The sequence below is a fragment of the Porticoccaceae bacterium LTM1 genome, assembly GCA_030252795.1.
GTDB lineage: Bacteria > Pseudomonadota > Gammaproteobacteria > Pseudomonadales > Porticoccaceae > SCSIO-12696.
In genome coordinates, this window is sequence record CP127080.1 from 1,196,017 (window position 1) to 1,221,184 (window position 25,168).

General features: G+C 50.0%; 13 protein-coding genes and 1 tRNA gene. All 14 read left to right on the forward strand.

Annotation, left to right across the window (positions count from 1 at the left end; translation table 11 throughout):
* Window positions 1-176 precede the first annotated feature (176 nt).
* The 14 genes from csrA to QP938_05320 all read left to right on the forward strand — a co-directional run bounded on the left by csrA (window position 177) and on the right by QP938_05320 (window position 25,146).
* Entirely contained in the window at window positions 177-362 is a 186-nt protein-coding gene (gene csrA, locus QP938_05255; GenBank protein WIO75318.1) for a carbon storage regulator CsrA, read from the forward strand.
* Between the two features lie 563 nt (window positions 363-925).
* Window positions 926-1,016, forward strand: a tRNA-Ser gene (locus tag QP938_05260).
* Window positions 1,017-1,743: 727 nt separating this feature from the next.
* Window positions 1,744-2,949 carry an RtcB family protein gene (locus QP938_05265; GenBank protein ID WIO75319.1) on the forward strand — a complete coding sequence of 402 codons (1,206 nt, stop codon included), beginning with the start codon at window positions 1,744-1,746 and terminating at the stop codon, window positions 2,947-2,949.
* A 96-nt stretch (window positions 2,950-3,045) separates the two neighbouring features.
* Window positions 3,046-3,984, forward strand: coding sequence for a hypothetical protein (locus QP938_05270; GenBank protein WIO75320.1), 939 nt, complete (start codon window positions 3,046-3,048; stop codon window positions 3,982-3,984).
* A 15-nt stretch (window positions 3,985-3,999) separates the two neighbouring features.
* Window positions 4,000-4,197, forward strand: coding sequence for a hypothetical protein (locus tag QP938_05275; protein WIO75321.1), 198 nt, complete (start codon window positions 4,000-4,002; stop codon window positions 4,195-4,197).
* Window positions 4,198-4,392: 195 nt separating this feature from the next.
* Window positions 4,393-4,977, forward strand: coding sequence for a sigma-70 family RNA polymerase sigma factor (locus QP938_05280; GenBank protein ID WIO75322.1), 585 nt, complete (start codon window positions 4,393-4,395; stop codon window positions 4,975-4,977).
* Window positions 4,974-6,059 carry a FecR domain-containing protein gene (locus QP938_05285; GenBank protein WIO75323.1) on the forward strand — a complete coding sequence of 362 codons (1,086 nt, stop codon included), beginning with the start codon at window positions 4,974-4,976 and terminating at the stop codon, window positions 6,057-6,059. The genes QP938_05280 and QP938_05285 overlap by 4 nt, the downstream gene beginning before the upstream one ends.
* Before the next feature lie 81 nt (window positions 6,060-6,140).
* A complete protein-coding gene (locus tag QP938_05290; protein WIO75324.1) occupies window positions 6,141-9,632 on the forward strand; it encodes a TonB-dependent receptor plug domain-containing protein in 3,492 nt (1,163 codons plus the stop codon).
* A gap of 589 nt (window positions 9,633-10,221) precedes the next feature.
* On the forward strand, window positions 10,222-11,859 hold the full coding sequence (locus QP938_05295; GenBank protein ID WIO75325.1) for a hypothetical protein: 1,638 nt from the start codon (window positions 10,222-10,224) through the stop codon (window positions 11,857-11,859).
* Window positions 11,856-12,884: a MoxR family ATPase gene (locus QP938_05300; GenBank protein ID WIO75326.1), complete on the forward strand. Its 1,029-nt coding sequence runs from the start codon at window positions 11,856-11,858 to the stop codon at window positions 12,882-12,884. Before QP938_05295 ends, QP938_05300 begins: the two co-directional genes overlap by 4 nt.
* A gap of 116 nt (window positions 12,885-13,000) precedes the next feature.
* Window positions 13,001-13,897, forward strand: a complete 897-nt coding sequence (locus tag QP938_05305; GenBank protein ID WIO75327.1) for a DUF58 domain-containing protein — start codon at window positions 13,001-13,003, stop codon at window positions 13,895-13,897.
* Window positions 13,898-14,101: 204 nt separating this feature from the next.
* Complete coding sequence (locus QP938_05310; GenBank protein WIO75328.1) at window positions 14,102-15,835, forward strand: BatA domain-containing protein; 1,734 nt, start codon at window positions 14,102-14,104, stop codon at window positions 15,833-15,835.
* Between the two features lie 175 nt (window positions 15,836-16,010).
* A complete protein-coding gene (locus tag QP938_05315; GenBank protein ID WIO75329.1) occupies window positions 16,011-18,476 on the forward strand; it encodes a VWA domain-containing protein in 2,466 nt (821 codons plus the stop codon).
* A gap of 154 nt (window positions 18,477-18,630) precedes the next feature.
* Window positions 18,631-25,146 (forward strand): hypothetical protein, encoded by a 6,516-nt coding sequence (locus QP938_05320; protein ID WIO75330.1) that lies wholly within the window; start codon window positions 18,631-18,633, stop codon window positions 25,144-25,146.
* The last annotated feature ends 22 nt before the right edge of the window (window positions 25,147-25,168 follow it).

Here is a 25,168-nt window from a genome sequence, read left to right on the forward strand (position 1 = left end):
ATTGATTACAGGACGACTCAAATCAATATCTTGACCCGAGATGCTGATATACTTTTGGACAGATGGTGCTTGCGCCGTCGACAATAACAGGCTGATCAACAATAAAACCAAAAGATCGGCTTTAAAAAAGCATGCGGTGTGGAATGCCGCAAGGAAAGCAGTATAGGAGAAAAGCCATGCTAATACTTACTCGACGTGTTGGCGAAACATTAGTAGTTGGTGATGACATCACCGTTACCGTCCTTGGTGTGAAAGGCAACCAGGTTCGCTTGGGTGTGAATGCGCCTAAAGATGTGTCTGTACACCGCGAAGAAATCTATCAGCGAATCCAACAGGAAAAGCAGATACAGGGCCAATCCTGATCAGGAAGTAAACAAAGTTGGGTGTCAGGGCCTGTTAACACCAATTTGATAGCCGCTGCTGGAGACCATTTTTGTGTCCAGCGAGACAGAAGGAGCGCGGTTTGGTTATTCCAAATAAGTGACTGATAACGAAGCGGGACGCTAAAATGGTTCCAGCCCACCGGGTTATGGCTAAAAATCCGCCACTCTTCGTTGCTTGTCGTTTATTTGGAGTCACCAAACTTCACTCCTCCCGCCTTGATTGGCGGATTTTTAGCCATAACAGCGACAATCAAATTGGTGTTAACAGGCCCCAAGCAAATTGATTGAAATTTAAAGCAATTCTTGGCGCCTAACCCCTTTGTTTTTCCTCCCATTATGGTATTATGCCGCCCTCGTTGCACAAGCTGACCAGCATATGTGTGGCAAATAAAATTAGGGTAAATTAGCCAAGTGGCTGACAAAGTGCACAGCACTTTGGGTGCCGAAAGGCAATCCCGTGAGGGACGAGAGCCAAAGGCTCGAAGCAATGCGCGATCAGGAGCGTCTTCCAAGGTTGGAAAAACTGCTGAAGAAAAATTTACGGTGAGGTGGCCGAGTGGCTGAAGGCGCTCCCCTGCTAAGGGAGTATACCCTAATCCGGTATCGAGGGTTCGAATCCCTCCTTCACCGCCATAAAGAAAAACCCGGCTTCGGCCGGGTTTTTTGTTGGTGGTTAATGAGAGTGAGAGCCCTCGTCGGGTTCGACAAAATGCGTTTGAGCATTTTGCACGAGGAGTGAAACGACGAAGCCCCGTAGGGGTGTTTGCAGCCCATAGGCTGCAGGCATGTAATCCCTCCTTCACCGCCATAAAGAAAAACCCGGCTTCGGCCGGGTTTTTTGTTGGTGGTTGATTTTGCTGAAAACCTCTCCAGATTCGACAAAATGAAGATGAATATTTTGCATGAGAAGTGGGGCGATAAAGTCCAGTGCAAATACGTATTGTAGACACCACAAGAGTTAGTGCCCCTAAAAATCCTTAACATAAAAAGATATGTTTATGCAGCGCTAAAAATTTTAATTAAAAGCTGAAGTTTTAAATATAGATAAAATTATTCCAAATAATATTGACAATTACTTTTGAAGTACTATTCTTTAGCCCAGTTCAAAAAGCTGCACTGCAGCAAAAGCATAAAGGAGCACTTAAATGTATCAATTCGTACCGAGTAGTAACTCCAAATAACCTTTTAAGTGCTGAAGCTTGGAAGGTTGTTGATCAATACCTTCCGGCCTGAAAATAGCTTTTATATAAGCCCCGGCTGGAATCAGTCGGGGCTTTTTCTTTTCTGATGATCTGAAAAAACCTGCCGGAAGGTGAGCTGGTAAATAGATGATGCCCGAATTTCAGGGCAGGGGATTGTTATGCCTGTAAAAATGGAATTAAACACCGGAAATAACGGATTTAAGCCGGTGAAGATATATACACGGGATGTGGATAATTTGGCGTTGACCCAGTTAAAAAGTCTGTCTCAGTTGCCATTTATTCACTCTCATGTGGCAGCTATGCCGGATGTGCACGCTGGAATTGGGGCCACAGTTGGCTCAGTTATTCCTACGCGATCAGCGATTATTCCCGCTGCTGTGGGAGTTGATATTGGCTGTGGAATGATGGCCGTTCAGCTGTCGCTAAATGCGTCTCAACTGCCGGATAACCTTAAGCCAGTGCGTGAAGCTATCGAGCGTGCTGTTCCTGTTGGTGCTCGTGCTCACAAGATGGTCTCCGCACGTGAATCCTCTTGCCGAGTGCTTGAGGTGGGAGTGAATAGACTGTTTGAGCAGCATCCGACGCTGTTAAAAATGCTGAAGCATCCGCAGCAGACTTGGGTGAAGCAGTTGGGCACTCTTGGAAGTGGTAACCACTTTATAGAGTTGTGTGTGGACGAAAGTGATGGTGTATGGGTGATGCTGCACTCCGGTAGTCGAGGAATTGGTAATGCTATAGGTCGTTACTTTATTCAGCTGGCACGTAAAGATATGAGTGGTCATATCCATAATCTGCCGGATCGTGATCTGGCCTACTTCGAGGAAGGTTGTAATCACTTTGAAGATTACATGTTTTCGATTGAGTGGGCTCAGGAGTATGCGCGAATTAATCGAGAAGAGATGATGGGGCTGGTTTTGAGGGCAGTTGAGCCAATGCTTCCGCCTTTTTCATTGCTGGAAAGCGCAATCAACTGTCACCACAACTATGTCAATCGGGAAGTGCACTACGGTGAGGAAGTTTATGTCACTCGAAAGGGAGCAATAAGCGCCCGTGCTGATGAACTTGGAATTATCCCGGGAAGTATGGGAGCGAAATCCTACATAGTTCGAGGCAAGGGAAATGCTGAGTCTTTTTGCTCCTGTGCCCACGGTGCCGGCCGAAATATGACCCGCAATGAAGCGCGAAGGCGTTTTAACCGGGATGACCTGATTCGCCAGACGCGAGGAGTTGAGTGTCGCAAAGACAGTGGCGTTCTGGATGAGATTCCGGCTGCATATAAAGATATAGATACAGTAATGAAAAACCAAAGCGACTTGGTGGAGGTGGTATACACCCTCAAGCAAGTACTTTGTGTAAAAGGCTGAAGATAGTTAATTGAAAGTAAACACAGGAGAGGCTGATGAAAACCATACCCGGTTTTAAAACTGAACGAACAATATCAAAAATAAATGGTAATGATTATGGACACGCAGTTACTCGACGAGGTAATCGATTGTCTGTCAGGGGAGCGCTACCTGTTTCGATATGGCAGTGATCAATATGCAGTCGTTTTGTTGCAGCGATTGCTACAGGAAAGTGATCAAAAAATATCTGAGCTTAGGAAAAGTTCTTTTGGCAGGCTGTTGAATAAACCAGTTATTCAAAAGGTTGTTGCCAGAAAAGGTGACGGGAAAATTAACCGCTATGATCTGGACAGGCTGTTAGCTGATGCCGATAGTCCGTATATCCTGACTCTGGATCGATGGGGTAACAAAAAGGATTATCGTTGGAGTCAGATCTCTCGCCCTGGTGAAAACCTTGTGTTGCAGATGAACTTCAATCGGCAACACGATCAGGATTTTGAGCGTTTACTGGAAATTGACAGGGAGGAATTCAACGGCTGGTCACATCCAACTTGTAAAACAGGGCGGAGCACGTTGTGTTGGGCCCGGCTAGATCTCGACTTTGAGAGCGGTCAGGCGTTGATCGAGGAAATTCAAACGGACTGGTATCGGGATGTTTTCCGTCTGTATCGACGAAAGGAGTGGGCAGAGAATCAGCAAAGGAAGCAATTTAAATTTTGGGGTTATGAACTCTCTGTTGAGAAAGTGCACGCATACTGTGCGCGTACTCTTGAGATACACAGACAATGGAATGAAGCCATGCTAACAGCGGTACTGAAGTTTCTGTGGGAGGAGCTTGGTATTCATGATGTCTACTACCACAGTTACGAAACAGGACGGATCCTGAAAAATATCGGCATATACAGTGGCCCACCACGGTCACTTTACACCGACCTCCCCAAACGCTTCTGCTTTGAGGAGGTGAGAAGGGGTCCGCAGTGGATCGAGAATTGCACACCTGCGCGCCGCAGATTAAAGAAGATCAAGCAGCCGAAGTGGTTTCGGCTGGCAATTTGATAAGGAGAAGCGAATATGCCCGATAGAAACCGGCAAAACCGGCGCACACAGCGTCAAGTCACGGGTAATCCCATTGCCCAGAACCCTCTGCTTCGCAGAGGTGGCGTTCACGAGAAATCCAATAGCGTCAAACGTCAAAATGCCAAGCGTGACCTGCAACAGCGGGTGCGCGCTTGGCGCAACCCTGTCAGTTTGGCTTTGTTGGCTGCCTGATGCATTTAAAGTTGGTTGTTTTTTGATCAATGCTTGCTTTTCTGTTAATATCCATGCAAATCAAAGAGTTAGTCTTAAACCCCTCTTGTTTGCCCATATTCCCGAGTTAAGTCTCAATTAACCTAAGTTCCTGACTGTAGGGTAATGGCCGACATGAACGTATGTTATTGGGTAACTATAATCGGGTAACACAATATGGCATTTTCGAGGCCAGCCAATGTGGTCTATTTGACGAGAGGCAAGGAAAATAACACCGAGGCACTGGATCGCCTCTATAAAGAGCATGCAAACCCTCTCAGGGGCATGTTCAACGCCTCTATGTGTGGCAGCCCTGATGTTGAAGACGTGATTCAGGATGTCTTTACACGCCTGTCGACTATGGAAGATCTGGCGGAAAAGTTCCCCAAAGGGAAGAAGGGCGTTCGCTCCTTCCTGTTTGCCATGGCTAACAACCTGATCATAGATATGGTGCGAGCAACGCGCGTCCGGGTGAAATATGTTCAAAATCAAATGGGCGAACAGGAGTTGGTAGAGGGGGTGATACCTCTGGAGAGTAAGGTTGAGGCCGAATATGAGCTGGAGCTTATCAAGGCATCTTTACTGTCAATGAATGAGCAGTGGCGTGATGCTTTTATCCTGAACCGGTTTAAGCATTTCAGTTACAGGGAGGTGGCTGAGGTAATGGGAGTATCCGTTAAAGCAGTAGAGAAATACATCAGTAAGGCGCTGCTGGTTATTAAGGGTGATCTAAAGGCTGGTAAAGCGGGAGCAGGATTATGATGGTTAATTTTAGACAGAAAGGAACTGAACGTCAGGCTGCCAGAGATTCCCTTAAGCTTTTTTCTGGCGATGTATCTTCAATTGAACTTAACAGAATGACTGAGGAAAGTGGCAAGTCGGACTCATATAAATCGCTCTTCAAAGAGTGTAACGACCTGCTGGCTAAAACCGGAAAGCTTTCTGAAGATGAAGATTTGCTAAGCCTAGTCAGCGGATATCCAGAGGCAAAAGGAGAGGCTGCCGAGATTAAAAAACCGGGCCGGAAAACGGAAAAAAGCTATGGAGCTTTCTGGTTTAGTGGGATCTCGGTTGCTGCAGCCCTCATAGTGCTTGCTGTTCATTTGGGCTACTTCAATATTGGTACCGGTCAGGACGCCACTATTCAGCGATATGTTACCCGTGTCGGCGAGCAGCGTGTAGTTACATTGCCAGATAATAGTGTGGTGAGCCTGAATACTGGATCCATTCTTCTGGTTGAGTACGGGGATGATTTTCGTCGGCTTAATCTTGAGCGCGGGGAAGCCTATTTTGATGTAAAACCGGATTCCGAGAGGCCTTTCAGTGTCGATGTTGGGTATCGATCCATCACCGTTCTAGGTACAGCATTCAACTTGCGAAGAGATCCTGACCAGTTTCAGCTTGCCGTTGTTGAAGGAAAGGTAGCTCTGCACCCTCGAGATGAAGCTATGATTAATGGCGCATCATTGTTGGCCCTGCCGGAAGGGGTGTACTCCTCGAAGGGAGGGGGGGCTTACAAAGTTGCAGCGGGTGAAGTAGTAGATTACAACAATCTTAAACATACCTACTCGGTAAAAGTGGATCCTGATATCGAATCCTACAGAAGCTGGACGGATGGTGTAATTCGTTTCGTCAAAGCGCCTTTTTCTGACGTAGTCCGGGAATTGAACCGTTACTCAGCCAAGAAAATTTTAATTGAAGACTCGAGTATTCTGAATCTGCCGGTTTGGGCGACTGTTCAAGTAAGTGATGTATCCAGTGCCTTGATGGGGCTGGAAAAAACACAGCCAATTAGGTTGGTTTTTTATCCCGACAGAATAGTTATTCGATCAAATATAAATTGAGTGTAGGGTAGTTAGTTAGTTGATTCGTATGTTGATTAGTGGGTCATCCCACATATCCACATAGAATCAAAGGGGTTTAAAGTGATAGGTAATAAGTCAATTTCCAGAAAAAAACTCTCCAGGGCAATTGCTTCAGGTGTGCTGATGGTGTGCGCGACCGCTGCCGTTGCTGATGAGAAAACAGTGGTTCTTGAATTAAAGTCCCAGAGTGCCGGACAAATGCTGACTGAGCTTGGTGAGTTGGCCGGTGTTCAAATCATGGTTGACCATAAAGTTCCGGAGACTCTGGTGCTGTCTTCTATCAGCGGTGAATACAAGCTGGAAGAAGCTCTCAAGAGAATATTGAAAGGAACCGGATTGGTTTATGAATTTGCTTCTGATCAGCTTGTGCTCATTAAAGAGGAAGATGTAGCGGAAGGTGGCAAGAGAGAAAAACAAGAAGTAGAAGAGATTGTAGTTACCGGTAGTAGTTTGATTAGTGACCCGGGAAAAATGACCCGGCAGGTAACAACGTTCACACGAGAAGATATTGAGCGCAGTGGCACCACCCGCCTGGATGAATTTCTTCAGCGTTTACCACAGAATGTGAATGCACCAACAAATGTTGCTTCCGGCTACCCGAATGGTGTAAGCCATGTCGATTTCGGGATGGGTGCCAATGTTTTTGCCGGCAGCAGTGTCAACCTGCGTGGTCTCGGTTCTCAATATACGTTAATTTTGATTGATGGCCGCCGTCCACCCAAAGGTGGTCAGTTCGGTGGTGTTACCGATATCAGTAATATCCCTATCGAGCAAGTAGAACGAATTGAGATTCTATTTGACGGTGCTGCTTCTATTTATGGAGCTGATGCTGTTGGCGGTGTAGTCAATATCATTACAAGACGTGAGTTTGCCGGTACCAATGTTTCCCTGACTTATTCCGATACCACTGAAGGCGGTGGTGCGCGCATAAATTTTGGCTTGGGTAAAACCTTTAACTGGGGCTCGGGTTCGCTTTCGGCAATGATCAACTATCAAACCCAAGAACAAATTGAGGGTGACCAGCGCGGAGGTTTAGAGTTTTCAGAGAGTGTCTACTTTGACCTGCCGACCTCAAACCCTGGAAATATCTCTGGTATTCAGAGTAATACCGGACATACATCTGCAGTGATGTGGGTGAAAGATGTCAATGGCGACGGCGATACTCTGGATGAAGAATTAAATGAGCGCATCCCAGGTGGCGTGTGGACAACCATAGAAAAGCGGAGTGCAAGTACTGGTTTTCAATGGGTAGCATCAGAGGGATACGTTGACCGGGAAAATGCGGCTGGTGATTTTTTTACCAGAATCCCTAATCCGCCTGCAAACCCTGCTGATGACGGATATACGGCGGTGAGGGGTGTTCAATTACCCCAGTACTCCAGTGATTCACTTTCCCTATACGATATCGATGTTGAAGGCGGGATGGGAGCAAACGAGTACGTTCCCTTCGATGGCATGGCGCTGAGCCCTGAAGACGAAACTATCACTGCCAGCATCAACTTAAGCCAGGATATTTCCGAAACTTTAAGTTTTGGATTATCTGTCATGTATGGAACGACGGATAAGGCGAGTAACACCAAAGGTGATGATGGAATCTTTAATATCGATGTCAATTCTGAAGCGAACCCTTTTAATCAGCCGCTTCGTTATGCATTCGTAAATGTTTTTCCCCAAGAAACCCAGAGTGTTCATTCCACTAATGCTTCAGTTGCAGGTAGTGTGAATTGGGATTTTCACGATGACTGGAGACTCGAGTTAGGGTTTGGTGCAGGAGAGACCAAAAGCTCGTCTGAGAACCGAAATCGTTTACGAACCGAGGGAACCACTTTTACCAAAGGGCAAGACTGGACCTGGATACCAAATCTTGAAGATCTGTTTAATGGCTATTTCACAGAGTGGGATGCCAGCGCTGGAGAGATGATCTACCATGACCTTGGAACCGATTTTCGTGATCCATATTTAGGCTATGGCAGCCCGGAAGCCCTGGCTGATGATGTGGTTATTCCGCTACTTTTGACGACAAATAACAGTTCGTCACGGGATGTAGATCTTCGATTGTCAGGAACGCTTTTTGAATTGCCGGCAGGTGCGGTAAGAGCCAGCATGAGTGCTGCGCATCGGCAGCAGAAGAACAGGGTTTTCAACTCGAACGACAGAATCTGGTCAAGTGCTCTGTCAGGTCAGGAAACTTCTCCAGATGTGTATTACGATGAAGAATACGGTGATAAAACCAATTCCGTAGCTACCGAAATATCTGTGCCATTGATTGGTGAAGAAAACGCCCTGCCACTCGTAGAAGACTTGCTGTTCAGCGCCAGTGCCAGAATGGAGGATTATACCAACACAGATGAAAATGGTCTGAACTGGTCCGCTGGTTTTAACTGGTCACTCAATGATTGGATGACTGTGAGGCTAAATCGAACCTATAGCCTTCGCATTGCCGAATCCGTTCGTTCCGCACGTGCACCCAAATACAATCGACAAAGTCGATGGTTAATCAGGGATCCAAATCTTGGTTATGTTATGTTCGATACCACCAGAGGTGATCCTGCTCTTTGGACTATTTCTGGTGGTTCTGATCACTTGAAGCCAGAGCGGAATTACGGAACAGCATTAGGCTTTATATTCAAACCTACATTCCTGGACGGTTTGAATATTCAGTTGAACCTCACTGAGTCAAACACGCATGACCAATTCGGCTCACCAAATATGGGGTCGCTCACGCTTGATGCAATGAGTCCTGAGAATGTGGCGAATAATCCACTGCTGACTTATGCAGACCCGGAAAACAACCCTGAACAAGCTTCTATTATTTTTGAGAACTTCTTCGGCGCGTTTCCTATGGCGACCGGTGATTTAATCAAGGATTCCCGTACTTACAATGTGGGTCATACATATAATCGAGGCGCAGATCTTCAGGTTCGCTATAATTTTGCTTCGGAATTTGGGCAATTTATGCTGGGCTGGAGTCATCAGTACTTGGATAAAAATGAAATTATTCAGTCTGATGTCTGTGCAAATGGTGCCTGTATGTTCCAGGGAGAAGGAACAAACAATGATCGCCATTATGATATGCCCATCGATATTGTTGGTACTATAGATCGCAGATATATCTCAGGTAGATTTGCATTGCCTAAAAACAGGGGTTCATTTGATTTTAGCTGGTATTACCGTGGTCTTGGTGTGAATTTAAATACTCAATACCAAGAGACTACATCAGTGATCAATAACCCAACACAAATAATGGCCATTGAAGACGGCCAAATAGTTACCAAGGTCAATCAATATCGTGTAGATACTACGCCGGGAAGAAGCGTAAACATGTCATTGAGCTACGAATTTAGCAGCGGTGACCTCCTTCCAAGAATTGAGTGGTTTGAGAACGCTACAGTCTCACTAACTATTTCGGATTTGTGGCGTAAAGAAAGGGAAGAAGAGCGTGTTTGGTTGCAGCACGATTATGAAGAGGGCGACCTTTATGATGCAATCAACCGATACACGGTTAATCCGCGCGGACGGGCATTCAGCCTGAACCTGAGGGGGAGCTTCTAATTTGAATGGCTAAGGATGAGCATGGACATGCGCTTTCCCGCATGATCAATAGTTCATCCTGAACAGCCATATTTCAATTTTGGAGCCAGGTTACCCCTGGCTCCATTTTTTTAGTGAGCAGCTTCACTCCGTATCTTGCCCCAAATGTCATCTCTTGAAGTTATTGCCCTGAAGAGCGTCTTCGCCCAAAAATCACCATAAAACAACCATTTACAAAACTTAACAAATGTTATGGGGGGGCTTTGTAGGGAGTTTTCGAGATCTATACGTTTTTTATATAAGAGACCGTTGAAACAAGCCTGTGCTTTATAGGTCTTTGAAACGGTTAACAAATCTTTACAAGTAACTACGCACTATTTCTTCAGGTTTCAGCATTTGGTGCGTCTTTATATAACAAGTCCGTTACTGGCAGCATGCAGTAACCACTTAATTTATAAGTAGATTGTCTATTGGAGAGGGAGAGTTTTGCAAAAAGCTGTTGAATTTAAAGCTGTGTCACCACGGAAAACCTGCAATCACTCGAATCAGCTTGCCGTGAAGAGCTTGGCCTTACTGGCAACCATTGACGCCCACATAGAAGGAGAGAGCAATGGATGCCAATGATCAAAAAAAACTAACCGAAGATCTGAATCTTCTATCAAGTCGGGCCGAAGCCGTATTGGCAAAAGCTTTTGTACGCAATCGCACTCAGCAACTACTTCATTGGGGGCTGTTATTCCTGGTTCTGTTCCCGCTGCCACTGCTGATCGTGGAGCTGTGTCGTTACGCCATGGGTGGAGAGCCTTTCGGGTTGTCCCTCTGGCACTATGCCGGATTATCACTCCTTGTCGCGGTACTGGTTATTACTGCTCGTTTGCTGGTTGGCTTTTTGAAACTGGTGATTTCACGTCAAAAAGCGCTTGGCCTGGTGGATGAGCAGCTTCAATTAACCAATCGCCTGACGACGGCCGATGAATTCTTGGGCGCAGAGACTCGAACTGGATTTATGGAAGCGGCCATTGATGATGCCGTAGAGCCCATAAATAAAGCGGTTTATCACAACATTTTGCCCGTTCAGGAAAACAGTAAAAAAGGATTTTCGCGCTGGTGCCTGGCGTCCGTGCCTGGTGCTGCGGCACTGGTGCTGTTGACTGCCTGGCTGGGTGGACTTCAGCTGACCAATGCAGATCAACTGATCGCTGAATCGCCGTTGCTGGCTGGTGCAGAAGTGCCCCGCCTGGAAGTGTTGCCGGAAGAGCTTGCATCATCCCTGGGTGACGAAGGTAAACGCGATAAGGACATGCCTCTGCGACCCAAGACCGAATCTGGAGGCTCGGAAAGCGCCGAGGGTGATCCGATGGAATCCCAGGCTGGCGAAGCCTCAAGCAATGCTGGCGGACAGCCGATGTTCCAGCCAAATCAAAACAATACCTCCAGCAGTCAGTCTGGTGGTACGCCGTCGGGTTCAAGCAGCCAGGCGCAGAGCGCTTCGGCCGGTGGACAGCAGTCTGCTGCTGGCGGTCAAAAGCAACCCAAGTCTCAATCAAGCCAAGCTAACCAGGATGGTGCCCAGCAACAGGATGGAGCTGGTAATGAACCAAGTGGTTCCAAGCAACAGTCGGGTAAATCCGGTCAATCTGGCGAATCAGGCAGCTCAGGCAGTCCTGGCAATTCGGGGCAGGCGGGCGAGTCGGGTGATAGTGGTTCCGAGGGTTCCAGCTCCGAGGGTGATGAGTCTGGTGACGGCGATGGCGACGGTGAGGGAGAAGGCGAAGGCGAAGGAGAAGGTCAGGGCGAAGGCGAAGGTGAAGGCGAAGGACAAGGTCAGGGAGAGGGCGAGGGCCAGGGTGAAGGCGAAGGACAGGGTGAAGGCAATGGTGGACAGCCTGGCTCCAGCCAGCAGAGTGGAGAAGGCACGGGTGAAGGCCAGTCTAGCGGCGAAGATGAAATCAAGAAAAACCGCGGTGCCGCCAAGGCAATGCTGGCACTACCTACGGGTGATCGCCTGATTGGTGTGCGCGGTAAAGGCCCGGAGCAAACCCGTCAGGAACAGACCGCTCCGCAGGAAGAGTCGGTTAATCAACTGACCGCCAGCCAGCGTACCTCTCGCAGCGACCGTATCGGTGAGCTGGAGCATGCCAGAGTGTCGGGTTGGTCCCGCAGTCTGGTCGAAAATTATTTCAAGCAATTACGCAACAAATCGAATTCCAATACAGAAAACTCCAAGAGTGAGGGAGAAGAGAAATGACATCAGCAGCAAATATGCCAGTAATGAATGCCGACGAAGCACGAGAAGCCGCAGAGCGTTTCCGCAGTATTTACACCAACATCAAAGACCAGGTCTGCGAAATGATGGTGGGTCAGGACGAGGTGATTGACGGTGTGATGACCGCGCTGTTTGCCGGTGGTCACGTGCTGCTGGAAGGTGTTCCTGGGCTGGGTAAAACCATGCTGGTGAACTCTCTGTCCAAAGCAGTGGGCACTGCCTTCTCCCGTATCCAGTTCACCCCGGACATGATGCCAGCGGATATTCAGGGTACCTCGGTACTGATGGAAACCCCGGATGGTGGCCAGGAGCTGCAGTTCCAGGAAGGCCCGATTGTATCCAACCTGGTACTGGCGGATGAAATTAACCGTGCCACTCCTAAAACCCAGTCGGCCCTGCTGGAAGCGATGCAGGAGCGTCAGGTTACTGTCGGTAAGCGCACCATCAAATTGCCAGAGCCGTTTGCGGTATTGGCGACCCAGAACCCGGTGGAGCAGGAAGGTACTTACCCGCTGCCGGAAGCCCAGCTCGACCGTTTCTTGTTCAAGCTTGTTGTTGGCTACCCGAAAGAGCAGGATTACTCCGTGATTCTGGATCGCACCACTGGTGGCCAGTCACCGGTAATCACCGCTGCGACTACCGGCGAAGAGATTGTTGAAATGCGCAATATCGTGCGTCAGGTGCCGGTGCCGGAAGTGGCGAAGAAATACGCCATTCACCTGGTGATGGGCACCCAGCCGGGCAGCGATTACGCCCCGGAGATCGTTAACGAGTTTGCCGCCCTCGGTTCCTCCCCACGTGGTGCCCAGTCCCTGCTGCTGGCCGGCAAGGTGCGTGCCCTGTTGAACGGTCGCTTTGCAGTGAGCTGTGAAGACATTCGCGAAGTGGCGGTACCGGTACTGCGTCACCGTATGGTGATCAACTTCCACGGCCAATCGGAAGGTATCAGCGACGAGATGTTGGTACGCGAAATCCTGAAAACCGTAAAAGAGCCGAATCAGGTTTGACCGTCATTGCGAGGGCGCGTAGCGACCGTGGCAATCTCGGACTTTGCGAGTACGAGATCCTCACGTCGCTGCGCTCCTCAGGATGACAGTAGCAAGTATTGACCTGAGAGGTAATTATGAGTGCAGCACTCACATTTGAAGAACTGTTTGACCCGGATTTTCTCAGCTCGCTGGGGCACCTGAGTATCACTGCCCGCCGCGTGGCCGGTGGTGGTCGCTTTGGCGAAAAGCTGTCGAAAGATCTGGGCAGCGGGGTGGAGTTTAAGGACTTTCGTCCCTACACCCCGGGCGACGACCTGCGTCGTATCGACTGGAATATCTACAACCGTCTGGGGCGTATTTTCCTGCGTCTTTACGAAGAGCAGCAGGACTTGCCGCTGTACCTGATGCCCGATCTGTCCGAGAGCATGTATACCGAAGGTGCTGTGCGTGCCAAGGCAGCGTTGAAAGCCAGCCTGGCGATGGCGACGATCAGCATGAACCAGAATGACTCTGCCGGTCTGGTGCCCTTTGGCGAAAATATGGAAATCATCACCAAGGGCAAATCCGGTAAAGCCAACATCATGAGTTTTGCCCGCCACCTGTCGGGGCTAAAACCCCAGGCACAAACCGATCTTGCCAGCTGTTTGAAAAAGCTGAGCAGCCTGAACCTGCGCCCCGGATTGCTGGTGATTGTCAGCGACTTTTTTGATCCGGCCGGGTTGGACGGAATCAAAAAAGCACTGGGTCGCCTCAAGCACAAGGTTCTGTTGATTCAGGTCACCCGCCCCTCGGATGCAGACCCGACCATGCAGGGCGAGCTGCGCTTGCGCGATTGCGAGACCGGTGAAGTGGCGGATATCGCCATGACCCCTGCGGTGATCAAACGCTACAAAGAAGTCTACGACGATTTTTGTGGGCGTTTGGCAGAGCTGGCGAAAAAGCGTCAGGCGGGGCTGTTGCGGCTGGATGCTGAAGGCGACGTGGTGTCGCAGATGGCAAAACTGTTTGAGACCGGCAGTTTGGCGGTGTAGAGCCGCCGCGTTGCGTCTGGCGGTCGGACGCAACCCCAACGTGCTTTCGTTATTCCCGCGTAGGCGGGAATCCATCTCACTACCTTGTGAGATACATGGATCCCCGCTTTCGCGGGGATGACGGAAGGGGAATAACGACGAAGCTGTAGGTTTTAGCGTCAGACGTCAGACGTCAGACCACAAATCGAGCGAAGCGAGAGAGCTATGAATTTCGCAAATTTATCACCACTGTCAGTAATGGCAGGCATCGCAGCCCTGGCTGGGATTTTGTACGCCCTGCAACGGCTGCGTATTCGGTTCCAGGAGCGAGAGGTTTCGACCCTGATTTTCTGGAAGGAGGCGCTCAATGAAGCGCCGGTTAGAACCTTTACCCAACGGTTTCGCCATTTCTGGGCGTACCTGTTGATTCTGGCGATCTGCTCCCTGGTGTGGCTGGCGATTGCCGAGCCCGAGTGGAAGAACGAAGCGGGCAGTGACTTTTATGTGTTGCTGCTGGACGGCTCAGCCGGTATGGCGCGAGGCGATCGCTTTGAACAAGTGGTGGCCGAACTAAAGGCCGACCTTGAACGCCTGCCGCCGAGCCAGCGTCAGGTGATCTGGTGTGGCGGCGAAGCCAAAACCCTGCTGAATCCCGGCGAGCACACGCTGTTGTTGAGCAAGCGACTGGACAATCTGGTGCCGGAAGCGGTGCCGGCCAGTATCGAGCGCCAGTTGGCGAATGTAAGCGCCACCCGTCGACAGAAATCCGATGTGCAAATTCGCGTCTATGGTGATGCGCCAGTGCGTGGCGAGATTCTCGAGCAACTGCCGAACGGCGTTGATGTGGTGCGTGGTTCCAGCGAGATCGAATCCATCGCCGGCAACTCCGGAATCACGGCACTGGGTGTGGCCGAAGCGGCCAGTGGTGAGTGGGGCAAGGTTGATGTGCTGTTTCGCATCGAAGGCGACGATGTGTATGCCCCAACGGTTGAAGAGATTGAAGTTCAGGTTAACTCACAGGTTTTGCCGAGCGATCAATTGGCACTGGACAGCGACGGAGTCACTTACCGCGTAGCAGACCTGCCAGCAGAGGGCGGTTTATTAAATCTGGAGATCACCAAGGCTGACCTGTTGCCGCTGGATAACCGCGCACAAATTCGTCTGCCCAATCAACAGCCAATCCGGGTATTGCTGTCTAACAGCCTGCCAGCACCAATGGCGATGGTATTGCGTGCCGACAGTGCGGTTGAGTTAGTGACTGAAAATCCCGACGTAGTTGTACGCGCCAAAGGTGAAAATCTGGGTGGTCGCGTGCCGGCGCTGGAGTTTATTGCCGCCAACTTGCAGGACGAGGCGTTTGTCCTTGGTTACCAGGGCGAAAGCGATGCCCAGGCGATGTTGATGGCCGCCATGCAACAGACCGGCCTAGGCAACATTGATATCACCGGACTGGCCGAAGCCGCCCAGCGTCCGATCCAGGTGTCAGCCGAGCAGGGCGACATGTGGAACTTCACTTTGTGGCGCGAATTGCTGGACAGCGAATACAACTTTGTCCAGTCGCGAGCGTTCCCGCTGTTTATTTCCCAAAGCGTTCGCTGGTTGGCGGGTGTGGAGCGTTGGTACCCCTACGCTGCCGCTTCACAGCCGTTGCCAGCGGCGTCGACCGGTGTTGAGTCCCATTTTGTGTCTGACGCTGGTCAGCTTATCGACACCCTCGGCGCCGATTTTATTCCCAACCGAGCGGGCGAACTGCGTCGGGCGGGTAACAGTGAGCCATTGATTGTCTCCCTGCTGAGCAGAGACTCCACCACCGGCGCAGGGCAAAGTGCCCTGACAGAGAAAGGCCTGGGTGCCTTTGATCTGGGCGTGGAGCGCAACAGCCTGGTGTGGCTGTTGCTGTTGGCACTGATCGCGCTGCTGGTGGAGTGGTGGCTGTATCAGAAAGGGCGGATGCCGTGATTTTTAACAGGTCGCACGTCGCACGTCTGACGTCGCACGCCAGTGCGGTGCCAGTCTCTCTGAAAGGAATGTTCTTTCAAAGTGTGCAGCGTAAAGACGGGCTGCGATTGATAAAGATTAGTGCTTTTGGCGTGCGACATGCGACGTCAGACGTGCGACCAACAAGGTTGTGATTATGCAAATCAGTTTTTTAAATCCGGGCTTTTTTATTTTATTGGCACTGATACCAGTGCTGTGGTTCTTACCCCGGAAAGTTGATCGAAAAGTTCAGGGAATATTGCGTTCTCTGTTGTTGGCCCTACTGGTCACCGCACTGGCGCGTCCGGTATTGCTGGCGCCCAGCAATGAGAGCTACCAAGTGATGATTGTCGACCGTTCCGCCAGCCTGAGTAAGGCGCAACAGGCCGAAGCAAGTCGAGTGTTGTCTGACCTCACCGCAAGCGCCACAGCCGGCAACAAGGTCACCGTTATCGAAGTCGGTGGAAAGCCGCAGCGCGATGGCGATTCAGACGCCGGTCAGGCACTGCGCGTGGACAAGCCCGGCAGCAGCTCATCACTCAGTGCAGCTCTGTCTGCGGCGGCGCTGCAGATTCCGGAAGGCGCCAATGGCCGTGTTGTATTGATTTCTGACGGACTGGCCACCGACCGTGAGTGGGGCGATACCGTTACTCAATTGATCGAACGCGGTATCACCGTGGATACCTTTGACCTCGGTCATCGCAGTGACGATATCTATCCAGCTGCGCTCTACACCAATGGCGAATTGCGTGTCGGGGAAACCGCCAGCGCCAACGTCACCGTTATCGGCTCCGGTGAAGTGACCGTATCCCTGACCGATGAAGAGGGCAACGAACTGGCTTCCGGTCGCACGGTGATTGATGGCCGTGCCGATGTGGCCCTGCCGTTTGAACCCAAACAATCCGGCTTTATGTCAGTGACCGCCACGGTTACCACACAATCAACCGATAGCCGCAAAGACAACAATCGCCTGACCTCAACCTTTGCTGTTCAGGAGCCCTTGAAAGTGCTCTACATCGGTCATCGGGTTCAGGGCAGTGGTGTGCAACTGCAAAAGCTGGTGGGTGCGGGTTTTGTTATTGAGACACCGACCCAGCCTCTGGATGGCAATTTCCCGCTCGACGATTACCAGCTGGTGATGATCGACGATGCACCAGCCAAACAATTGCCAAAAGCCTTTCAGCAACGTGTGAGTGACGAAGTCCAGAAGCGCGGATTGGGCCTGGTGTTTGCCGGTGGCCGCGGTGCTTTTGGTGAGGGTGGTTACTACCAGACCCCGGTGGCGGAAGTACTGCCTATTGAGTTCCAGCAGCGCAGTGAAAAGAAAGAGCCCACTGTGGCACTGGCGATCATTATCGACACCTCTGGCTCCATGTCCGGGGAACGGATTGAGCTGGCCAAACAGATGGCTCGGCTGTCGCTGAACAAACTGAAGAAGACCGACAAAGTGGGTGTGGTGGAGTTCTACGGTGCCAAGAGTTGGGCCGTGCCGCTGCAAACCATGAAAAGCCGCAGCAATGTTGAGCGCGCTATTGGCCGTATGCAGGCTACCGGCTCGACCATTCTGTTACCTGCTATTGAAGAGGCTTTCTACGGACTGCAAAACGTTAAAGCCACCTATAAGCACATTATGGTGATCAGTGACGCGGGCATCGAAAGTGCTGACTTTGAAGGGGCCATCCGGAAGGTCGCCAAAGCCGGTATTACCCTGTCTACGGTACTGCCAGCTTCTGGCGAAGATAATGCCATTATGACCAAGATGGCGCGAATCGGTGGCGGGCGTTTTTACGCGGTCCCGAGTCAGTTCAACCTGGTTGAGATCAACTTCCGCAAGCCCAGTGAAACCCGTTTGCCGGCTTACAAGGCTGGACACTACTCCGTGCAGGCACGCACCGGCAGTGGCTGGTGGGGCGAGGTGAATCCGGCTGACTTACCGGCGGTGAGTGGCTATGTAGAAGTGCAGGCCCGCCAGGGAGCAGATGTGTTACTGCAGACCGAAGGCAGTGCCCATCCGTTGCTGTCCAGCTGGCGCTATGGTCTGGGCCGGGTGACCGCCATGATGACCGAGCCGGTAGGTTCGGGCACTAACAGCTGGCAGGGCTGGGATGACTACGGTCGAATGCTGGCGCGAATACTGAGTCGCACCGCAGACGATGGTCGGGCCTTTGATTACCAAATTATCCGTCAGGATAACCAGCTCCATATTGATGCCGTGCGCAGCTTCGCCGGTATGGACACTGTCCCGTCGCTCAATATGGCTGAAGACGCTGAGAGAACCATTAACTTTACCGAAATGGCTCCCGGCTGGTTCCGCACCACACTGGCGGTTGATGCCAGTCAGGCACTGCAATTTGAGGAGACTGGGCACTCTCAAGCCCGTTACCTGAACGCGCCTTCACAACTGGTGGCAGAAGATCAGGTGGATCCGGAGCGCGGGCTGGATTTGGATCGACTGGCCAAAGCCACAGGCGGTGCCAGTCTTAGCTCGGGCGAGCAGGCCTCGGCAATGACCAGCAATGCCGACTCACTCTCGCTGCAAAAACTGTGGCCCTGGGTGCTGCTGTTGGCGCTGTTCACCTATCTGGGTGAGATTGTGTACCGCCGCTGGCCAAGCAAGAACTAATAACATTTATTGCTGAAATTAATGATCGTCATCCCCGCGCAGGCGGGGATCCACCTTCCACGGAAGTTGATGGATTCCCGCCTGCGCGGTAATGACGGAAAAACAGAATGTAAGTAGTGATGCCAAACGGCATCCTGGAGAGAGGGAAATAATTGTGGCAAAAGTGATTTCCAATGTATCGCTGGCGGCGCTGATGACCGTTGGCCTGATCGGCAGCCCGCTGGCTTTGGCCGAGATTGATGGTGTATCCGAAAAACCGCTGGTGCGTGCCATTAAAGGCGAGAGTCTGTGGGTATCGTTTGACCAGGCCGACGCCCAATACAACGCCATTATCAAGAGTGGTGAAAAAATCAACAAGCGCATCAGCGCACTCAAAAAAGACACCAGTGGCTCAAAGGAACAGCAGGCAGCGCGTTACTATCTGGCCAGTATGTTTCAGTGGCGCCACGGCAATCTTGACTCGGCACTGAAAAGCATTGATCAGGCATTGGAAATTGGCCGTTACGGCGAACTGTTACGCCAAAAAGCACGCTTGCTGGACGCAGCCGGTAAAACCAAAGAGGCCATTGCCAGCTATCAGGATGCATTGCCCCTGCTCAGTGGCCAAGTACGCCAAAATACCGAATTGCGTTTGGCGTTGTTACAAGCGGATGAAGATATTCAACCACTGCTGAAACTGGCCGAGCGCAGCGATGCCGAGATGAAAAATCGTGTGGCACTGATCCTGGCGATCTATGGTGAGACCGGTGAAGCCTCGCGTCTTTATAACCTCTCCAAAGACGCCAGCGAGCAGGAGCAATTGAAATACTACTTACGCATTGCCGAGTGGGCGCTGCAAGATCTCAATGTCCTGAAAGCGCAGGACGCCGCCTGGCAGGCGGTTCAGCTGGCGGAAAGCCGGGAAGACCGTTTGTACACGCTGGCTCTGTTAACGGAATCCCACCGCAAAGACGATACCCTGGATGCGCTGGTGGAAAAGCTGGCCACAAACAGCAAAAGCCTCGGCGATGATGCGCGCTCCCTGTGGGTTAGCTTGCTCCGGGAAACCGGCCGTGCCGATGAAGCCCTGACCAAATTGAAAGGCCGCGCCGAAAGTGAGTCCGATGCCGTAAAGCGCCAGCTGATTGGTTTGTACCAGGAATCCGGTAAAGTGACCGAGATGGAGTCCGAGCTCAAGCGCCTGATGTCGGTGGACAAAACAGAGACCATCTGGCCGCAAGGGCTGGCGGAGTACTATCTGGAGCGCGGCGACAAAGCCTCGGCCAAACAGGCCTGGAAACAGTTTGTGGATCAAAATAGTGATCCGGCTCCGCTGTTATCCGGTGCCAACTCGATGAAAAAACTCAACTTCGATGAGCTGGCACTCTCAGCCGCCGCCAAGGCCCAGCAGGACGGCAGCTCAATCAAAAAAGCGGCGATGTTTCGCTTTGACCTTTACCTCGATCGCGGCAAACAAAAAGATGCCGAGAAGGTATTGATCGATCTGGACAAGACCCTTGCGGCTTCCGATCCACTGCGAAAGGTCGTTGCCCAATCCTACGAGCGTCTCTCCATGCCCAAAGAGGCATTGCGAGTGATGACCGTGTTTGCCGAATCCGGTGCCGAGCAGGATATTTCCGCCAAGCAGTATCTGGCTGAACTGCAGCTGAGCGCAGCAGAACCAGCTGACGCGATCAAGAGTTTGATGGCGTCACTGCCTGGCGCGGCAGAGTCGCAAAAGCGCCTGATCACCAGCCGTATTATCCAGGCCGCCAAAGAAGCAAAAACTCTCGATAGTATGGTTGCCAAGCTGACCAAGCGGCTGTCTGAAAATGAACTGGCAGAGTGGGAAGTGGACTTTTTGATTGAAGTCTACAGTCGCCAGAATGAAGGCAAAAAAGCCCTGGCCCTGCTGGAAAAACGTTATAGCCAGCCCGGTGCCGATGACGTGGAAGGGCTAAAGAAAAAGGCCCAGCTGTATCGCGAACTCAAAGACTTTGTCGCTTATGACAAGGTGTTGGCGACGCTTGCAGAAAAAGACCCTGACGGTGCGGTGTTTCATATTCGTGGCCGTATCATGAACTACATCGACACTCTACGACACAGCGCCAAAAATGATCAGGAGGTATACACCACCCTGACGGGGTTGCTGGACGATTACAGCAAGGTGTCCGGCAAAGGCGCAGCACGGGAGTTTCAGGCCGGGGTTTTGTCTATGGCTGGGCAGCGTGAAGAGGCCTTGACCATGTTCAGGGAAATTCTGGCTGAAGACTCCTCTCGGGTAGACAATTACCTGGCTATTGGTAACCAGCTGAATGCTATGCGACAAAAAGACCAGGCGTTGGCGATGTACCAGTATCTGGTGGAAGGTACTGAGCGTACGGAAATCACTTGGGCGGCGCTGGATGGCATTCTCAATATGGAGCCGGGCAAAGGTCCGTTGAAGTGGGCCCAACGATTGGCATTGGAAAAACTCTCTGCATCACCCAATAAATTTGATTTTTATCGTCAGCTGGCGGATCTGTCCAGTGATCTGGGGGAACTGGATATCCAGCTCGCCGTGTTACAGAACGGATTGTCGGCAGAGCCGGAACTGCGCATGTCAACGCTTCGCGAACTGTTGCGCTTTACCAGCACCAAACAGGAAGCTGGCCCGATTTTCGGTGGAGCACAGCTGTCCCCAAATGCACAGAAGCATGTGATGTTTGGACGTCGTCTGTTGGCGTTGGGCTTGGCATTACCGCCGGATGTACATATTTCGCTGGGCAAGGCGATGATGGACGCCGGTGATACCGAAGCGGCTCTTACCGCCGTTAAACAGGCGGTGGAAAACACCGGCAGTGGTGAACTGTTACTGCAGGCAGCGGGAATTTTTGAGCAGGCCGATGATGATGTGTCTGCTTTGGTGCTGTATGAAAAAGCCTTGATCACAGATCCGACCAATATTTCGTTGCAGGTAAAAACCGCCTTGGTTAATGAGCGGCTGGGGAACAACGAGCGTAGCTATGAATTGTATCTCAATGGATTGACCAACTTATTGGAGCGCCAGCCAGCGAAAATTGCAGAGTTGGTTGTATCTTCATCTATTCCCGGTGCGCAAGTGGCTGAGTTGGATCCGATTTTGCTTGAAGAAGGTAAAGAAACTAAAAATGCTTTCTTTAGTTCAGGATCAACAAAAGCTGCGGATTTAAAGTATTACTATATTCCCCTGCGAAATGGTTTGACTCGTGCTCTGATGGGAAACTCGACAAAACAGGCCACTGTCGTTACCCAACTGGATCAAAATTATCAAAAAGCACTGTCTGAAGTGGAAAATATGGAAGGTGAACGTCTGGAGCGCCTTGCAAACTACCCCAGGCTGAATGAGTACGCACAGCTGATGCGTTATCTCAATTTTATTTATAGGAACATCAGTATTGTAAATACCATGGACGAAACGCTCTTTGGTCTTTTCCCAAATGATCCATTGCTGGCAGAAATCCTTGTTGCACATCACCTGGAATGGGGTAGTGCCGGCTATGGCAATTTTGTAAGTCAAAGTGATGTGATTGCTGATCACCAAAAGCAGCTGGTTGCAGAAAAATTGGCGGCTGCCCAATCAGAGAAAGTAGAGGGATTACCGGCAATAAAAACAATATCCAGTACACCTGCAAACAGCTTTGCACCACAAACAGCACCGCTGAAACCTGATCAGGAAGCTGCTAAAGAGACACTTAAAGCTGCACTGGCAGAAGGTGATCCAAAAGCAATCCTTAATGCCACCAAAAAGCTGATCGATCTTGGTTTGCTCTATCAGGCACTGGAAATGGCAGGGGATAAGATTCCTGTCGATCAACGCAAAAACCTGGCTCGCTTTGTTATTGCCAATATCCAGGGCGACAATCTTAAGGCAGTTCAATTGACGGCCAGTAATAACGGCAATTTCAACCCATATACCTCTCTCGATAGCCGCAAGTTAACCTGGAATGAAAAGTTGACCCAGTGGTTGGGAGAACCAGTGCTTACGGATGAACAGCTTATTGCTGTATCAACGCTGGACGAGCAAGAGCTGAGAAAAGTATTGGATTTTCAGCGAGGTGAGTGGGTTGATTACATCAGTCTTTATCGGTCACTATCTATAGATGCACGCCCGGAATGGTTAAAAACATTTATTAAACAGGCTGATCAGAACCTAAAATTTCAACTGCCGGGAATACTCAGTGCTTTACTCACTTTGCCATTAAGCGATGAAGAACAAAAGGCAATAAAAGCATCTTTAGATCTGTTGCCAGTCATGCCTTTTGCGGACACAACGCTTGCCCGGATTGATATTCACCCTGATAACATTGATACAGCAAGAAGCTGGGCGGAAATAATTAGTGCCAAGCAGGCAAAAATATTGCCGGACCCGGTATTTGAGCCGAACCTGCTGCGATGTGAAGGTAAACTGGATAAAGCGTTAGATAAATTGGTGGAAATCTACTTCGAGGGTGACTTGCCTCCACGCTTTCCTGGCCAGCCTGGAACTAGGCAGCCGCAGCAGTTTTTGCAGGATTACACAAGTACCCTGATTGCTGGTAATGAAGCGGAGTTAGTAAGCCTGGTAGAGTCATACAACGTGGAGAATGATGAACTTCTCAATGATAAAATTGAGTGGCTTGTTCAGCTATATAGGAACCTGTACGCCGATTCTTTGAGTAAACATCTGGATGCATTGAAAGCTCTTCAGGAACTGCAGCCGGATAATATCCAGTTGTTGGCCGCGTTACAGAATCTCTATAGACGTAATGGTGATTACTTTAAGGAAATTCAATCCAGATTGAGCCAGTACGAGGCGGCGGCAGTTGAGCAGAAGGGCTGGATATCTAATAGTCTTTCGAACAGTTATCAACAGTTGGATAACCCGATCAAGGCATTGGAATTTTCAAATTCGCAACAACCAGGTCGGAATCTGGTTGCATCTAAACCGGTTTACGATGTAAAAACGATAAAAGCTGCGCTCGAAAGCAAAGATCATAGTCAGCTTCGACGTGAGATGGCGTCTTTGTGGCAAAAAGTGGAGTCAACCGAACAGGCACCCAAAGACAATGTAAGTGGGAATGTAACCCAGGGGTTAACTGTTGATCGGTTGGTGAACTTAGAGCTTAGGGAAAGCTCCAATAACCCTTACTTACAAAGAGCAGAAAACATTCAAAGTAAACCCGAGAAACTGTTGCCAAGCTTGGTGAAACACCCGCTAGGTGTAGAAATTCTTTCCGGCTGGCTAAACGGTGTACGTGGGCGTCTTTTGGGCCAGGCAGAAGAGTTGGTGGGTGCACTGGCCGATGCATATGTTCATCAAGGTTCTACCGGTCAGAAGTTTTCAAAACTTGGTGAGCGCATTCTTAACAACCAGGTAAACGACAAGGATATTGCGCTTTGGTTAGCTATAGCCAGTCGAGTACCTGAGTTAGCTAAATCTGAAAGTGCCAGTAAGGTTTTTAACCACTATCAAAATATAGAGAACTCATATCGCCCACCGCTGGCTAAATTAATAGCGTCATTCCTGGTGACTCGTGGAGAGCATGAGCAGGCGAGAAAGTGCTATGAGTCCTTAATTAACTGGAAAATTGCATCCCGAGACCAAATGGAAAACTCAATCAGGTTCACGGGACAAATAGATACTGGTATATCAGGTGTTCTTCTCCAGGCTGAGAAAACTTTGGAACAATCACAATACCTGAATTTGCTTTCTTCGACATTGTCACAAGTGAAACCGGATAAATCCTATCTTATTTCGGAGTTTTCCAAATTGGTACTTGCTCATCTTTCGGTGAGTAAAGATCCTAAAGCATATTATCAACGTGCAAAGGATATTGTTGATAATGCTTTTGTGGATCTATTAAATGGCGGAGATAAAGGAGATTTTTCTGGATCCAGGTTTGCAAATTTACAGCTTGTCATGAGTGCCAGAATCAAACTTGGTAAACGTGAAGCGGCTTTGGAATCATGGATCGATATGGCTGTTGAGGCGGAGGAAAACAAGCGCAGAATGCAAAATCTCTCTGGTGCAAGGTATCAACAGCAAGATAGGGAATCAATGGAGCGTCAGCAAGAACAACGCTTTTTTAATATGTTTTTAGGGGCTAATACAGTTTCTCTGGATCAAGCCAAGAGCAAATCTTCATTGTTGGATGCCTCAGATCCTGATTGGTTGTCTCAAGTTGACCAGAGCTTACAGCGAGCTATTGAGCAGAGAGAGTTGAGCCGTGATGTTGGTATAGATTTATTGCTTCAGTTGGCAGACGCCTGCAAAAAAGGTGGTTTGGATACTCAGCTGGCAAATATCTTTGAGTTCCTCCGTCAGCAGATCTCCTATAAAGATGAGCTGTCAAATACAACCATTGCCACTGTATTCCAAAAAGCCAACGAATTTGGTCAACAGCTGAATGCTCCCAAACTGGAGAAGGAGTTACTGCAACAAGGTGCTATCAAGCCAGAGCATATGGCTGTGACAGTAGAACGAATTGCAGCGCGTGATGGAGTGAAAGAAGCATTTGATCTGGGTGCCAAATTGCTTGAATACACCCTTAACGATGCGTTGATGAGCACCATGATCAGTCTGGCTGAAAATGCTGGTGAGACAGAACAGGCTCAGGAGTGGCGGGTGCTTCAGAAGAAAGCGCAGATTGCACGTAAAGAGCTGAACGCAACCCGGGCTAAAGACGCATAATCCTAATAGTCATGTGTAATAA

Excerpts from the sequence above, each read along its gene's own strand:
- QP938_05265 (WIO75319.1), top strand. The coding sequence starts at position 1,744 with ATGCCTGTAAAAATGGAATTAAACACCGGAAATAACGGATTTAAGCCG.
- QP938_05305 (WIO75327.1), top strand. The coding sequence starts at position 13,001 with ATGAGTGCAGCACTCACATTTGAAGAACTGTTTGACCCGGATTTTCTC.
- QP938_05295 (WIO75325.1), top strand. The coding sequence starts at position 10,222 with ATGGATGCCAATGATCAAAAAAAACTAACCGAAGATCTGAATCTTCTA.
- QP938_05275 (WIO75321.1), top strand. The coding sequence starts at position 4,000 with ATGCCCGATAGAAACCGGCAAAACCGGCGCACACAGCGTCAAGTCACG.
- QP938_05310 (WIO75328.1), top strand. The coding sequence starts at position 14,102 with ATGAATTTCGCAAATTTATCACCACTGTCAGTAATGGCAGGCATCGCA.
- QP938_05285 (WIO75323.1), top strand. The coding sequence starts at position 4,974 with ATGATGGTTAATTTTAGACAGAAAGGAACTGAACGTCAGGCTGCCAGA.
- QP938_05280 (WIO75322.1), top strand. The coding sequence starts at position 4,393 with ATGGCATTTTCGAGGCCAGCCAATGTGGTCTATTTGACGAGAGGCAAG.
- QP938_05300 (WIO75326.1), top strand. The coding sequence starts at position 11,856 with ATGACATCAGCAGCAAATATGCCAGTAATGAATGCCGACGAAGCACGA.
- QP938_05315 (WIO75329.1), top strand. The coding sequence starts at position 16,011 with ATGCAAATCAGTTTTTTAAATCCGGGCTTTTTTATTTTATTGGCACTG.
- QP938_05270 (WIO75320.1), top strand. The coding sequence starts at position 3,046 with ATGGACACGCAGTTACTCGACGAGGTAATCGATTGTCTGTCAGGGGAG.
- csrA (WIO75318.1), top strand. The coding sequence starts at position 177 with ATGCTAATACTTACTCGACGTGTTGGCGAAACATTAGTAGTTGGTGAT.